This is a genomic window from Variovorax sp. YR266 (assembly GCF_900107295.1).
Lineage (GTDB): Bacteria > Pseudomonadota > Gammaproteobacteria > Burkholderiales > Burkholderiaceae_C > Variovorax.
On record NZ_FNPM01000008.1, the window covers coordinates 200,063 to 213,089 of the forward strand.

15 protein-coding genes are annotated in these 13,027 nt (G+C 67.1%); 7 read left to right on the top strand and 8 right to left on the bottom strand.

The features are described 5' to 3' along the window. Positions 1–35 precede the first annotated feature (35 nt). Positions 36–1,163, bottom strand: a complete 1,128-nt coding sequence (locus BLW48_RS21540; RefSeq protein ID WP_093177396.1) for an FAD-dependent monooxygenase — start codon at positions 1,161–1,163, stop codon at positions 36–38. 118 nt (positions 1,164–1,281) lie between these two features. Here BLW48_RS21540 and BLW48_RS21545 point away from each other — a divergent pair, with 118 nt between their 5' ends. Then, on the top strand, positions 1,282–2,163 hold the full coding sequence (locus BLW48_RS21545) for an MOSC domain-containing protein (protein WP_093177398.1): 882 nt from the start codon (positions 1,282–1,284) through the stop codon (positions 2,161–2,163). 19 nt (positions 2,164–2,182) lie between these two features. Here BLW48_RS21545 and rbsD read toward each other — a convergent pair whose 3' ends face one another. The 6 genes from rbsD to BLW48_RS21575 are packed head-to-tail and all read right to left on the bottom strand — an operon-like array spanning position 2,183 to position 8,247. Beyond that, positions 2,183–2,575, bottom strand: a complete 393-nt coding sequence (gene rbsD, locus BLW48_RS21550) for a D-ribose pyranase (protein ID WP_093177399.1) — start codon at positions 2,573–2,575, stop codon at positions 2,183–2,185. Continuing rightward, positions 2,572–3,540, bottom strand: coding sequence for a ribokinase (gene rbsK, locus BLW48_RS21555; protein WP_093177401.1), 969 nt, complete (start codon positions 3,538–3,540; stop codon positions 2,572–2,574). Before rbsK ends, rbsD begins: the two co-directional genes overlap by 4 nt. After that, entirely contained in the window at positions 3,537–4,628 is a 1,092-nt protein-coding gene (locus BLW48_RS21560) for a LacI family DNA-binding transcriptional regulator (RefSeq protein ID WP_093056646.1), read from the bottom strand. The genes rbsK and BLW48_RS21560 overlap by 4 nt, the downstream gene beginning before the upstream one ends. Positions 4,629–4,664: 36 nt before the next feature. Next, positions 4,665–5,660, bottom strand: a complete 996-nt coding sequence (locus BLW48_RS21565; protein WP_093177402.1) for an ABC transporter permease — start codon at positions 5,658–5,660, stop codon at positions 4,665–4,667. Then, on the bottom strand, positions 5,657–7,249 hold the full coding sequence (locus BLW48_RS21570; RefSeq protein ID WP_093056644.1) for a sugar ABC transporter ATP-binding protein: 1,593 nt from the start codon (positions 7,247–7,249) through the stop codon (positions 5,657–5,659). Before BLW48_RS21570 ends, BLW48_RS21565 begins: the two co-directional genes overlap by 4 nt. A gap of 44 nt (positions 7,250–7,293) precedes the next feature. After that, positions 7,294–8,247, bottom strand: coding sequence for a sugar ABC transporter substrate-binding protein (locus BLW48_RS21575; protein ID WP_093177404.1), 954 nt, complete (start codon positions 8,245–8,247; stop codon positions 7,294–7,296). A gap of 208 nt (positions 8,248–8,455) precedes the next feature. Here BLW48_RS21575 and ychF point away from each other — a divergent pair, with 208 nt between their 5' ends. The 4 genes from ychF (at position 8,456) to BLW48_RS21595 (ending at position 11,066) form a co-directional block, all read left to right on the top strand. Further along, on the top strand, positions 8,456–9,547 hold the full coding sequence (gene ychF / locus BLW48_RS21580) for a redox-regulated ATPase YchF (protein ID WP_093056642.1): 1,092 nt from the start codon (positions 8,456–8,458) through the stop codon (positions 9,545–9,547). Between the two features lie 30 nt (positions 9,548–9,577). Beyond that, positions 9,578–10,099: an ATPase gene (locus tag BLW48_RS21585; RefSeq protein WP_093078473.1), complete on the top strand. Its 522-nt coding sequence runs from the start codon at positions 9,578–9,580 to the stop codon at positions 10,097–10,099. Continuing rightward, on the top strand, positions 10,096–10,281 hold the full coding sequence (locus tag BLW48_RS21590; protein WP_093056640.1) for a hypothetical protein: 186 nt from the start codon (positions 10,096–10,098) through the stop codon (positions 10,279–10,281). Before BLW48_RS21585 ends, BLW48_RS21590 begins: the two co-directional genes overlap by 4 nt. Positions 10,282–10,391: 110 nt before the next feature. Next, positions 10,392–11,066, top strand: a complete 675-nt coding sequence (locus BLW48_RS21595; RefSeq protein WP_093177405.1) for a glutathione S-transferase — start codon at positions 10,392–10,394, stop codon at positions 11,064–11,066. Here the strand turns inward: BLW48_RS21595 and BLW48_RS21600 are convergent, their stop codons facing one another. Continuing rightward, the gene (locus BLW48_RS21600; protein WP_093056638.1) at positions 11,067–11,531 is read right to left on the bottom strand and encodes a YqaA family protein; all 465 of its coding nucleotides are present in this window, start codon (positions 11,529–11,531) and stop codon (positions 11,067–11,069) included. Between the two features lie 174 nt (positions 11,532–11,705). Between BLW48_RS21600 and dusB the strand changes: the two genes are divergently transcribed. Next, entirely contained in the window at positions 11,706–12,770 is a 1,065-nt protein-coding gene (gene dusB, locus BLW48_RS21605) for a tRNA dihydrouridine synthase DusB (RefSeq protein WP_093056637.1), read from the top strand. A gap of 17 nt (positions 12,771–12,787) precedes the next feature. Further along, positions 12,788–13,024 (top strand): Fis family transcriptional regulator, encoded by a 237-nt coding sequence (locus BLW48_RS21610; protein ID WP_007838304.1) that lies wholly within the window; start codon positions 12,788–12,790, stop codon positions 13,022–13,024. The last annotated feature ends 3 nt before the right edge of the window (positions 13,025–13,027 follow it).

A 13,027-nucleotide genomic window follows, 5' to 3' on the forward strand; every position in this document is an offset into this window, starting at 1 on the left:
ATCCGTTGGTTCGGTTCTAAAAGAGGGGCGGGGCGTCAGGCCTTCAGGCCCATGGCCTGTGCCGTGATCCAGCGCTTGACGAGGCGCGTGCGGTCGAAGCCGCGCATGCCCCAGTTGCGCAATGCAGGAAGCGGACCCAGGTTGTGCGCAAAGAGTTGCTGCAGCCCGTCGGTCGCCAGGCTCATCTGCAGCACGTCGGCGCGGCGGGCGCGTTCGTAGCGGCGCAGCAGGCGCGCGTCGCCCACGCTGCGCCAGTAGTCGCGGTTCTTGATCACGTCGGCCAGCGCGGCCGCATCGGCCAGGCCCAGGTTCAGGCCCTGGCCTGCGAGCGGGTGCACCGTGTGGGCCGCATCGCCCGCCAGTGCCCAGGAGCGAGTCGGCTGTCCGGGCATGGCGCCGGTCCAGCGGTCGGCGATGGCGCGGGCCAGCGGCCAGGCGCCGCGCTCGCTCGTGAGCTTGAGCGCGCCGAGCGCGTTGTGGCTGGCTTCGGTGATGGCGGCGTTGAATTCGTCGTTGCCCTGCGCGAGCAGTTCGGGCGCGCGCAACTGGTCGACCGACCACACCAGCGCGACCGTCTTGCCGTGCGCGCCGCCGAGCGGCAGCAGCGCGAGCACTTCGCCCTTGTCGTTGAACCACTGGCGCGCGATGCCGTCGTGCGACTGCTCGGCTTCCAGTCGCGCCGCGATCGCATGCTGCGGATAGCGCGTGACCTCGTAGCTCACGCCGAGGGCTTCGCGCGTGGTGCTGGCCTTGCCTTCGCACACCACGGTGAGCGGGGCTGCCACCGGCTCGGTCACCACTTCGATCAGGGGCTGGAAGCGCACTGCGTCGGCCAGTTGCTGTTCGAGCGCGGGCACGTCGACGATCCAGGCCAGCGCGTCGACCTTCTGGCGCGCGGCGCTGAACTGCACCCGGCCGCCTTCGTCGCCATGCACGAGCATCTCGCGCACGGCCGTGGCATGGGCCGCATCGGGCCAGGCGCGCAGCGATTCGAGCAGCGTGCGGGAGGCGGTGTTGAGCGCGTAGGCGCGGATGTCTTCCTTGCCCTGCGTGGCCGGCGGCACCACCAGCGCGACACGCACACGCTCGCGCGCGAGCAGCAGGGCCAGCGTACGGCCGACGATGCCGGCGCCGCGAATGCAAACTTCTGGGGGGAGGGCCATGAATCGATTGTAGGAGTTGCCCGCCAGCCCGCGCCCGGCGCCTTTCCCCCGGGGTGCCAAGGTCTTCCGGCTGCCGCGATGCGGGACAATTGCGGCCGAATTCCAAGGAACCCCCACCGTGTCCCAGCCCGCTTTCGACCTCGAAGCCACCATCGCGCGCCTGTTCGTCTACCCGGTCAAGTCCTGCGCCGGGGTCGAGCTTCCCGAAATGCTGCTGACCGAGACCGGCCTTGAGTTCGACCGGGCCTGGATGGTGGTCGACGCCCAGGGCGAATTCGTCTCCCAGCGGCAGCTGCCGCGCATGGCGCTGATCAAGCCGCAGATGAAGCACATGGAAGTGGTGCTGCGCGCCCCCGGCATGCTGGCGCTGCACCTGGCTTTCGACCGGGTCGAGAAGCCGGTGCGGGTGCGCGTGTGGAAGGACGACGTGGCCGCCTACGACATGGGCGACATCGCCGCACAGTGGTTCAGCGACTTTCTCTCCGAACCCGGCAAGCCGCAGACCCTGCGCCTCGTGCGCTTCGACCCCGAGCACAAGCGCCTGTCGAGCATGAAGTGGACCGACGGCATCGAAGCGCAGACCCAGTTCGCCGACGGCTACGCGCTGCTGGTGGCGAGCGAGGGCTCGCTGGCGGAACTCAACGAACGCCTCGCGGCGCAGGGGCACGGTGCAGTGGGTATCGAGCGCTTCCGCCCCAACATCGTGTTGGCGGGTATCGAGTCGCACGACGAAGACCGGGTCGACGCGCTGCACATCACGACCGGCGAAGGCGAGGCCGAGCTGCGCCCCGTCAAGCCCTGCACGCGCTGCCCGATTCCCGACATCGATCCGGCCACAGCCCTCAGCAGCCCCGAGGTCGGCGACACGCTGCGCACCTACCGCGCCGACGCGCGGGTGGATGGCGGCATCACCTTCGGCATGAACTGCATCGTGATCCAGGGCGTGGAGCACATGCTCAAGGTCGGGCAGGCGGTGGGCGCGAACTACAAGTTCGAATGACCGGCGCCAGGCCGGCGCTTCAGAACTTCACTCCGGCGATCAGGATGATGTTCGCGTAGGGCGTGCATTCGCCCGTGCGCACGACGGCGCGCGCCTTTGCCGTGCGGCGCTTGAATTCTTCGTGCGACACCGTCTGCGGCGCGATCCCCAGCGACTGCGGATACCAGCCCGGCAGCTTCTTCGCATCGCCCAGCGCCTCGTCGGCCACCACGATGCCTTCCACCTGCATTTCCGACAGCACGGCCTGCAGCACGTCGGTGAGCTGCGGCACGCCGCGCGCCACGGCGAGGTCGATGCGGCGCGGGCCGTCAGGAATCGGCAGGCCGGCGTCGCCGAGCACGAGCATGTCGCCATGGCCCAGCGAGGCGATCACATGGGACAGTTCGGCATGCAGCAGGGGGGAGCGTTTCACAGCTTGATCCAGTCGGGAGGCAGGGGGCTGCGCAGCACGGCGTCGCGCTGCGGAATGGAAGGTTGGGCGCCGGGCTGCTGGATGCACAGCGCGGCGGCGCGGATGCCCAGGCGCACGGCTTCGTCGAAGGGCTGGCCTTCACCCAGCGCGACTGCGAGCGCGCCTAGGAATGTGTCGCCGGCGGCCGTGGTGTCGACCGCCTGCACCTTCGGCGCGGGATGGTGACGCGCGCCGTCGGCATCGACAGCCACGGCGCCGCGCGCGCCGAGCGTGACGACCACGCGCACAATGCCCTTGGCGCGCAGGGCCTGGCCGGCCTGGGCCGCTTCCTGCGGACTGTCGGCGGATTGGCCGCACAGCGTCTGCGCCTCGATTTCATTGACGACCAGCGTGTCGATCTGCGGCCACAGCGGTTCGGCAATCGCCTGCACCGGCGAGGGGTTGAGCAGCACCTTGCAGCCCGCACCATGCGCCACCGCAATGGCGCGCGCGACCTGGTCCATCGGTGTCTCGAACTGCGTCACGAGGAAGGCCGCGCCCTGCACCTGCTGCTTCAGCGCGGCTTCGTCGATCTCGAACCGGGCATTGGCGCCGGGAATCATCACGATGCGGTTCTGGCCGCTGTCCTCCACGAGGATCAGTGCCGTGCCGGTCGGCTCGCCCGCCACGGTGCGCAGCGCGGTGGTGTCGATGCCGTCGCGCTCCAATGCCTGACGCAGCGACTGGCCGTGCGCGTCGTCGCCGACGCAGCCGATCATTTGCACCTGAGCGCCTTCGCGCGCGCAGCTCACTGCCTGGTTGGCGCCCTTGCCGCCGGGAATGTTGGCGATCGAATGGCCCAGCAGGGTCTCGCCCGCGGCCGGCGCGTGCGGCACACGCAGCACCAGGTCCATGTTGAGGCTGCCGAGCACCACGATGCGCGGCGCCTGGGAGGAACTGGTGGAAGAAGAAGGCTTCAGGCTCACGGGGTGCGGGACTTTCGGGTTTCCGTTGAAGGCGTTTCGGTCGCGACAGGAGCTGCGGGCTCGCGGAAGCTCGCGTGCCGGGCGGTCGAGGCGCGCACGCGCAGCTCGGGCTGCAGCACCACCTTGCGCGCGTCGCGCCGCTTGCCGCCGACGCGCTCGAGCAGCATGTCGACCGCCAGCGCGCCGATGCGCTCCTTGGGCTGCGCCACGGTGGTGAGCGGGGGGCTTGTATAGGCCGAGAGCTCGATGTCGTCGAAGCCGACGATCGAGAGTTCGTCGGGCACCCGCACGCCGCTTTCATGCGCGGCACGCAGCGCGCCGATGGCCATCAGGTCGTTGCAGACGAACACGGCCGAGGGCTTGCGCTCGGTGCGAAGAATGGCGTGCATCGCCTCGTAGCCGCCCTGGCTGGTGAAGCCGCCGCGCCACAGCAGCGCCTCGGCATTCGCGATGTCCGGTGTTGCGCCGGTCTCGGCCAGCGCCATGCGCCAGCCCTCGATGCGCTGCTCGCTCGGCATCACGCCCACCGGCCCGCCGATGCAGGCAATGCGCTTGTGGCCGAGCGACAGCAGGTGCCGCACCGCGAGCAGGCCGCCCTGCATGTGCGCGGTTTCCACCAAGTCGCAGGCCGGGTCGGCGATCTCGCGGTCGACCAGCACCGTGGGCATGCGCAGGCCGCGCAGCTGCTTCATGAGGGAGTCGTCGTCGCCCGCGCCGGTCGACACCACGATCAGTCCGTCGATGCGGCGCTCGGCCAGCACCTGCAGGTAGACGCTCTGGCGGTGAGGCTCGTCGTCGGTGTTGCACAGCACCAGCGTGTAGCCGGCGCCGAAGCAGCGGTCTTCCACGATGCGCACGATCTCGGCGAAGTAGGGGTTCGAGCTGTTGGGAATCAGCATGCCCAGCGTCGAGGTGGTGTTGCTCTTCAGGCTGCGCGCCATCGCGTTGGGCACGTAGCCCAGCTCGCGGATGGCGAGCTCCACGCGTTCGCGCACCTTGGCGCTCACGTGGCGGGTGTCGTTGACCACGTGCGACACGGTGGTGACGGACACATCCGCCTTGAGTGCGACGTCCTTGATGGTGGCCATGGCTTTTCCTGTTCCTGGTGGGGCGGGATGCTGTCGTCAGGCCAGGCGGCGGTCGGCGCGGCGCTGGCGGAGGGTGTCGATGATCACCGCCACCACGATCACGGCGCCGGTGATGATGCGTTTGCTCGGCTCGCTCGCGCCAACCTGCGCAAGGCCCGCCTCGAGCACCGCGATGATCAGCACGCCGAAGAAGGTGTTGATCACCGAGCCGCGCCCGCCCATGAGGCTGGTGCCGCCGATGACCACGGCAGCGATCACCTGCAACTCGATGCCGACGCCGGCATTGGGGTCGGCCGCTTCGAGGCGCGCCGATTGCATCAGCCCCGCGAGCCCGGCCAGCAGCCCGGTAACGGCGAACACGATGATGCGGATGGGGCGCGGGTCGATGCCTGCCAGGCGCATGGCTTCTTCATTTGTGCCGATGCCCACCACGTGGCGGCCGAACACCGTGCGTGTGAGCACCATCTGCCCGATGACCACCAGTACCACCGCCAGCACGAAGGCGGCCGAGATGCCGCCGATCCACGGTGCGGCCAGGCCCGAGATGGCGTCGCCCACGTACTGCGTGCGCGAATCGGTCACGAGGTAGGCGCCGCCGCGCACCGCTTCGAGCATGCCCAGCGAGACGATGAAGCTCGGCAGCCGCCATGCGACCGACACCGCGCCCGTGACCGTGCCGCAGATGAGCCCGGTAACGAGGCCGAGCACTGCGGCCACAGGCACCGAGAGCTTCCATTCGAGGATGGCCGCCGCCGTGACGGCCGCGCTCAGCGCCAGCACCGAGCCGACGGACAGGTCGATGCCCGCGATGATCAGCACGAAGGTCATGCCGACCGCCATCACGGCCAGCGCGGGAATTTCATTCGCGATGGAGACGAAGGTCTCGCGCGTCAGGAAGTATTCGCTCAGCGAACCGAAGAGCGCGACCATGCCCACGAGCACGACCGTCAGGCCCAGGTAGGTGCCGAGCTGGCCCTTGAGTGCGGAGGGCGAGGCCGGCGGATTTTGTTTGGTGGAGGCTTCGGCGTTCATTGTGTGTCGGCGGTGACCGGGGTCGAATCGGAAACGGGGGATACCGTCGGCGGGCTGGCGGCGCGTCCTGTCGCGTCGCTGAATGCTGCGGCCAGCAGCGATTGTTCGGTCCACTCGCCGCGCTCGAACACCGCGACCAGCCGGCCGGCGCTCATCACGCCGATGCGGTCGCACATGGCCATCAGTTCGCGCAGGTCGCTCGACACCATCAGCAGCGCCTTGCCGGCGTCGGTCATGCGGTCGAGTTCGGCGTACAGGTCGGCGCGCGCGCCCACGTCTACGCCGCGCGTGGGCTCGTCGAGCAGCAGCACCTTGCATTCGCGGTGCAGCCAGCGCGCGAACACCACCTTCTGCTGGTTGCCGCCGCTGAGCGTGGCAACCGGTTGTTCGATGCTGCGCGAACGGATGCGCAGCAGTTCCACCAGCTTCTGCGCAATGCTGCGCTCCTTGGCGCGCTGCAGCCAGCCGGCGTGCGAGATAGCGCCAAGATCGCTCAGCGTGGCGTTGACGCGGATCGATTGCGTCAGCAGCAGGCCCTGCGACTTGCGGTCTTCGGTGACGAGGCCGATGCCCGCGCGGATGGCCTGCATCGGCGAGCGCCAGCCCTTGCGCGCGTGCTTCGTGGGCTGGCCGTTTTCATAAAGGGTGATCTCGCCTCGGTCGGCGCGGTCGGCGCCGAACAGCAGCCGCACCAGTTCGGTCCGGCCCGAGCCGACCAGGCCGGCCAGGCCCATGACTTCGCCCGCGCGCAGGTCGATGTCGACGTCGCGCACGACCTGCGCCCGGCCGATGCCGCGCGCGCTCAGCAACACGGGGCCGGCCACGCGGCGGTCGCGGCCCTCGTGCTCGTGCACCGCACGGCCGACCATGCGCTGCACCAGTTCGGATTCGCGCACGCCGGCCATGGCGCGCACGTCCACCAGCCGGCCGTCGCGCAGCACCGCGACGCGGTCGGCGATGCGCTGCAGTTCCTCGAGGCGGTGCGACACGTACACGATGGCCACGCCGCGCGCCTTCAGCAGCTCGATCTGCTCGAACAGGTGCGAGGTTTCGCGCGGGGTGAGCATGGCGGTGGGCTCGTCGAGCACCAGCACGCGCGTGTCGTCCTGCAGGTTGCGCGCGATCTCCACCATCTGCTGCTGGCCGATGCCCAGCCGCGCCACGGGCGTGGCCGGGTCGATGTTCTCCATGCCGATCTTGGCGAGCTGGCGCGCGGCCAGCTCGTGCAGCTTGCTGCGGCGGATCCAGCCGGTCTTGTTGGGCAGCCGGTCGAGCAGCAGGTTCTCGGCCACCGACAGCGTGGTGACGAGGCCGAGTTCCTGCATGACCATGCGCACGCCCAGCCGCTCGGCGTCGCGGCGCGAGCCAGGCGCAAAGGGCTTGCCGTCGAGCAGCATCTGGCCGCGCGTGGGCTGCACCAGGCCGCAGACGATCTTCGACAGGGTGCTCTTGCCGGCGCCGTTCTCGCCCGTGAGGGCCAGCACTTCGCCGGCGTTGAGCACGAGCGAGACGTCGTCCAGCACCGGCGCCGCATAGTCCTTGCCCATGGCGCTCAGCGAGAGCACGGGCATGGCCGTTGTGAGATTCATGGCGGCGGATGCTGTCAACGTCTGTACTTTCTCTTGCTGCGTGCTTACTTCGAGTCTTTGGTGACCAGCACCACGTCGGTCTTCACTTCGGCGGGCATCTCCGACTGCTTCTTCTTGTCGGCGATGGCTTTCAGCGCGGTCTCGATGCCGAACACGGCCTGCTTGGCGGCGAACTGGTCGGCCGTGGCGAGCACGCGGCCGTCCTTCAGCATCGGCTTGATGGCGCCGATGTTGTCGTAGCCCACCACCAGCACCTTGCCGGTCTTGCCCGCGGCCTTGACCGCAGCCACGGCGCCCAGCGCCATGCTGTCGTTGCCGGCGAGCAGGGCCTTCAGGTCGGGGTGCTCGCGCATCATGCCGGCGGCCACGGTGTTGCCCTTGTCGATTTCCCACTGGCCGGACTGCACGCCCACCACCGTCACGCCGGCGGCCTTCATTGCGTCCTGGTAGCCCAGCGTGCGCTGCTGCGCATTGAAGGTGGTCGACACGCCTTCGATGATGCCGACCTTGTCGCCCGACTTCAGCTCCTTGGCGAGCGCATCGCCCACCAGCTTGGCTCCGGCGCGGTTGTCGGGGCCGACGAAGGGCACCAGGATGCCCTTTTCCTTCAGTGCGGCACCGTCGAGCTGGTTGTCGATGTTGACCACCAGGATGCCCTTGTCGATGGCCGCCTTGATCACCGGCACCAGCGCCTTCGAATCGGCCGGAGCGATGACCAGCGCGTTGATCTTCTGCGCCACCATCTGCTCGACCATCTTGATCTGGGCGGAGGTGTCGGTCTCGTCCTTGATGCCGTTGGCCACCAGCGTGTATTCGGCGGCATGGGCCTTCTGGTGCGCCTTGGCGCCGTCTTCCATGGTGCGGAAGAACTCGTTGGCCAGCGACTTCATGACCAGCGCGACCTTGGGCTTGTCCTGGGCGAGGGCGGGTGTTCCGGCCATGGCGCCCAGCAGCGTGAGTGCGGCGGCGCTTTGCAGGGTACGGCGGGTGAACTTCATGGTGAATGTCTCCTGAGGTGGTTGATCAGAACGGTGCGCCGGTCTTTGCCGGGGGCTCCGATGTTAGCTGAGGGAAACGTTTGCGCAAACGTTTGCCGGTCGGTGCTAACCCTGAGGTTTTGAACAAGCAAATGCGAGCTCGAAGACCTGCCGGACGGGCCTGCAACCATGCTCGCCTAAAATCGCGGGTTACCCAAGAGGACCTCCCATGAGTTTGCAATGCGGCATCGTCGGCCTGCCCAACGTCGGTAAATCCACCCTTTTCAATGCGTTGACCAAGGCCGGCATCGCGGCGGAAAACTATCCGTTCTGCACCATCGAGCCCAACGTGGGCGTGGTGGAAGTGCCCGACCCCCGGCTCGCGCAACTGAGCGAGATCGTCAAGCCCGAGCGCGTGGTGCCCGCCATCGTCGAGTTCGTCGACATCGCTGGCCTGGTGGCCGGTGCCAGCACCGGCGAAGGCCTGGGCAACAAGTTTCTGGCGCACATCCGCGAGACCGACGCCACCGTCAACGTGGTGCGCTGCTTCGACGACGAGAACGTGATCCACGTGGCCGGCAAGGTCGACCCGATCTCCGACATCGAAGTGATCCAGACCGAACTCTGCCTGGCCGACCTGGCCACGGTCGAGAAGGCGCTGCACCGTCACACCAAGGTGGCCCGTTCCGGCGACAAGGACGCGCAGAAGCTCGTCGGCCTGCTCGAGCGCTGCCAGGCCGCGCTGAACGAGAACACGCCGGTGCGTGCGCTCGACTTCACCAAGGAAGAGCTGCCGCTGGTCAAGAGCTTCACGCTGATCACCGCCAAGCCCGCGATGTTCGTGGGCAACGTGGCGGAAGACGGTTTCGAGAACAACCCGTATCTCGACCGCCTGCGCGAATACGCGGCCAAGCAGGGCGCGCCCGTGGTCGCCATCTGCGCCAAGATCGAAGCCGACCTGGCCGAGATGGACGACGAAGACAAGAAGATGTTCCTCGCCGAGATCGGCCAGGAAGAGCCGGGCCTGAACCGCCTGATCCGCGCGGCCTTCAAGCTGCTGGGCCTGCAGACCTACTTCACCGCCGGCGTGAAGGAAGTGCGTGCATGGACCATCCACATCGGCGACACCGGCCCGCAGGCGGCCGGCGTGATCCACGGCGACTTCGAGAAGGGCTACATCCGCGCCCAGACCATCGCGTTCGAGGACTACATCGCCTTCAAGGGCGAGCAGGGCGCCAAGGACGCGGGGAAGATGCGTTCTGAAGGCAAGGAATACGTCGTGAAAGATGGCGACGTGATGAACTTCCTGTTCAGCTCCTGACGCCACTCTCCCGAGCGAAATGCTCCGTTGATGAGCCTTCCCAAGATCGTCATCATTGCGGGCCCCAACGGGGCGGGAAAGACTACCTTCGCCCGCGCTTTCCTTCCGCAGGAAGCGCAAATCTCGCGTTTCATCAATGCGGATCTGATCGCCGCCGGGCTGTCACCCTTCGCGCCGGAGGCCGAAGCCATCAAGGCCGGGCGATTGATGCTGGAAGAGATTGCCGAGTGCGTTCGTCGTCGGGAGAGCTTTGCTTTCGAGACCACGTTGTCGGGACTGAGCTATCTGCGCCACATCGGCGCATGGAGGAAGTCTGGCTATCACGTGAGCCTTTTCTTTCTGGCGCTTCCGACGGCAGAATTTGCAGTCGCGCGCGTGGCGGAACGTGTCCGGCAAGGCGGGCATCACATTCCTGAAGATGTGATTCGCCGTCGTTTCGAGGCGGGGCGTCGGAATTTTGACGACCGTTATCGCGCTGCGGTGGATGCCTGGGCGCTGTACGACAACGCTGGCGAAGAGCCAGATCTCATCGAATGGGGAGAAGCACCATGACCCGTGAACAGCTGATGCAAGCAAAGGACAAGGACCTGGCCGCTTCGCTGATCGCGATTCGGCGCGCCGCACGGGAAGCGCGAGAAGCCGCAGTGCGCACCAACACTGCCATCGTGGTGCAACGTGGCCAGAAATCAGTCCGCATCACGGCTGACGAACTGCGCAAGGCCGGGGTGAAGTAGGCGTCGAGCACAGTGCTGGCAGCCGCCGGCCCGCACATCCGGCTGGGTCGCCAAGGCCGGTTTCTTGGGTAGACTGCGCGCGCCCTATTTTTCCTCCAAGGCCCGCCTTCATGCTCACCGTCCACCACCTCAACAACTCGCGCTCGCAGCGTGTGCTCTGGCTGCTCGAAGAACTCGAGCTGCCGTACGAGATCGTTCACTACCAGCGCGATCCGCAAACCAGTCTGGCGCCCGCTTCGCTGCGGGCCATTCATCCGCTGGGCAAGTCGCCGGTGATAACGACGGATGACGGACTCACGCTTGCGGAATCGGGCGCGATCATCGAGACACTCGTCGAGCGCTACGGCCACGGCCGCCTCGCGCCCGCGGCCGGTTCGCCGGAGGCGCTGCGCTATCGCTACTGGCTGCACTTTGCCGAAGGCACGGCGATGTCGCCGTTGCTGCTCAAGCTGGTGTTCGACCGCATCGAGACGAGCAAGATGCCTTTCTTCGCGAAGCCGATCGCCAAGGCAATCTCGGCCAAGGCGAAGTCGGCGTTCATCAACCCGAACATCGCAAGCCATCTGAACTACATGGAAGCCGAACTCGGCAAGAGCGAATGGTTCGCCGGCGACGAGTTCACGGGCGCGGACATCCAGATGAGCTTCGTGGTCGAAGCCGCGCAGGCGCGCGGCGGGCTCGATGCGAAGCGGCCGAAGCTGATGGCGTACCTGGAACGCATCCACGCGCGTCCCGCGTACAAGCGCGCGCTCGAACGCGGCGGCCCCTACGCCTTGTTGAGCTGATCAGAAGATCTGCAGCAGCGCCACCGTCATGGTGATGTAGCGCAGGAACTTGCCCACGGCCATGTAGGCAACGCATGGCCAGAACGGCAGCTTGAGCCAACCCGCGACCGCGCACAGCGGGTCGCCCACCAGCGGCAGCCAGCTCAGCAGGCAGGCCTTCGGGCCGAGCCGCTCCAGCCAGCCCAGAACGCGCACATGATGTTTCGAGTGCGAGTATTTGTCGGCCACCTTGTGCGCGCCGTAGCCCATCCACCAGTCGACCGCGCCCCCCAGCGTGTTGCCTATGGTCGCCACCGCGATGGCCGGCCAGAACATGTCGGGGTTGAGCTTGAGCAGCCCGAAGAGAAAGGGCTCGGAGCCCACCGGCAGTAGCGTCGCGGAGACGAACGCCGCCACGAACAAGGTCGAGAGACCGTACTGCGGCAGCGCCAGCAGCGCCATGAGGGAGTCGAGCCAGGCTTGCATAAGGTCGGCGCAGTATAGGCAGCGCGTGCTTCGCAACCCCGCAGGAGAAAGCCCCGGAATGCACCGGTGTTTGTACGGGTACCCAGGGCGCAAATCGTTTCAGTCGCTGAAATGCGGCGTGGCTACAATCGTGCCTCATTTTTCAGCAGCCGAACGCGCACGCTCCTCTTTCCAATGACCTTGCAGATCGGCACCCACACGCTGGAAAACCGCCTGTTCGTCGCGCCCATGGCCGGCGTGACGGACCGGCCCTTCCGCATGCTGTGCCGCGAACTCGGCGCCGGTTATGCGGTCAGCGAGATGGTCACGTCGCGCAAGGAACTCTGGGGCACGCTCAAGACATCGCGCCGCGCGAACCATGATGGCGAACCGGGCCCCATTGCGGTGCAGATTGCCGGCACCGATGCAGCCATGATGGCCGAGGCCACGGTCTACAACATCGAGCGTGGTGCGCAGATCATCGACATCAACATGGGCTGCCCGGCCAAGAAGGTCTGCAACAAGTGGGCAGGCTCGGCGCTGATGCGCGACGAGCCGCTGGCGCTTGAAATCGTGCAGGCCGTGGTCGATGCCGCGCAGCCTTTCGGCGTGCCGGTCACGCTCAAGATGCGCACCGGCTGGAGCCAGGAGCACCGCAATGCGGTGAAGCTCGCGCGCGATTTCGAGTCGGCCGGCGTGCAGATGCTCACGGTGCACGGCCGTACGCGCGAGCAGGGCTACAAGGGCTTTGCCGAGTACGACACCATCGCCGCCGTGAAGGCCGCGGTGCGCGTGCCGGTGGTGGCCAACGGTGACATCCGTTCGCCCGAGAAGGCACGCGACGTGCTTGCGGCCACCGGCGCCGACGCGGTGATGATCGGCCGCGCCGCGCAGGGCCGCCCGTGGATCTTCCGCGAGATCGCGCACTTCCTGGAAACGGGCACGCACCGCGCGCCGCCGCTGGTCGCTGAAGTGCGCCGCTTGCTGCTCGACCATCTCGTGGAGCACTATGCGCTTTACGGCGACTACAGCGGTGTGCGCACGGCGCGCAAGCACATCGGCTGGTATGTGCGCACGCTGCCCGACGGCGAAGCGTTTCGCGCACGCATGAACACCATCGAGGACTGTGCCGAGCAGCTGCGCGCGGTCGGCGACTATTTCGACGGGCTGGCGGACCGCATGGACCGCATGCCCGTGCAGCACCTGGCGGACGAAGAGGCGTCGCCAGGTGAAGAGGAGGCGGCTTGCGCCGTCGATTGAGAAAAAGAGAAGAAGCAATGAGCAAGAAACATATCGAGGACTGCGTGCGCACCAGTCTGGACAGCTACTTTCGCGATCTGCGTGGCACCGAACCCGACGGCATGTACGAGATGCTCGTGCGCGTGGTCGAGAAACCCCTGCTCGACGTCGTGATGACGCGCGCGGAAGGCAATCAATCCAAAGCCGCGCAATGGCTGGGCCTGAATCGCAACACGCTTCGCAAGAAGCTCGTTGAACACAAACTTTTGAAATAACTC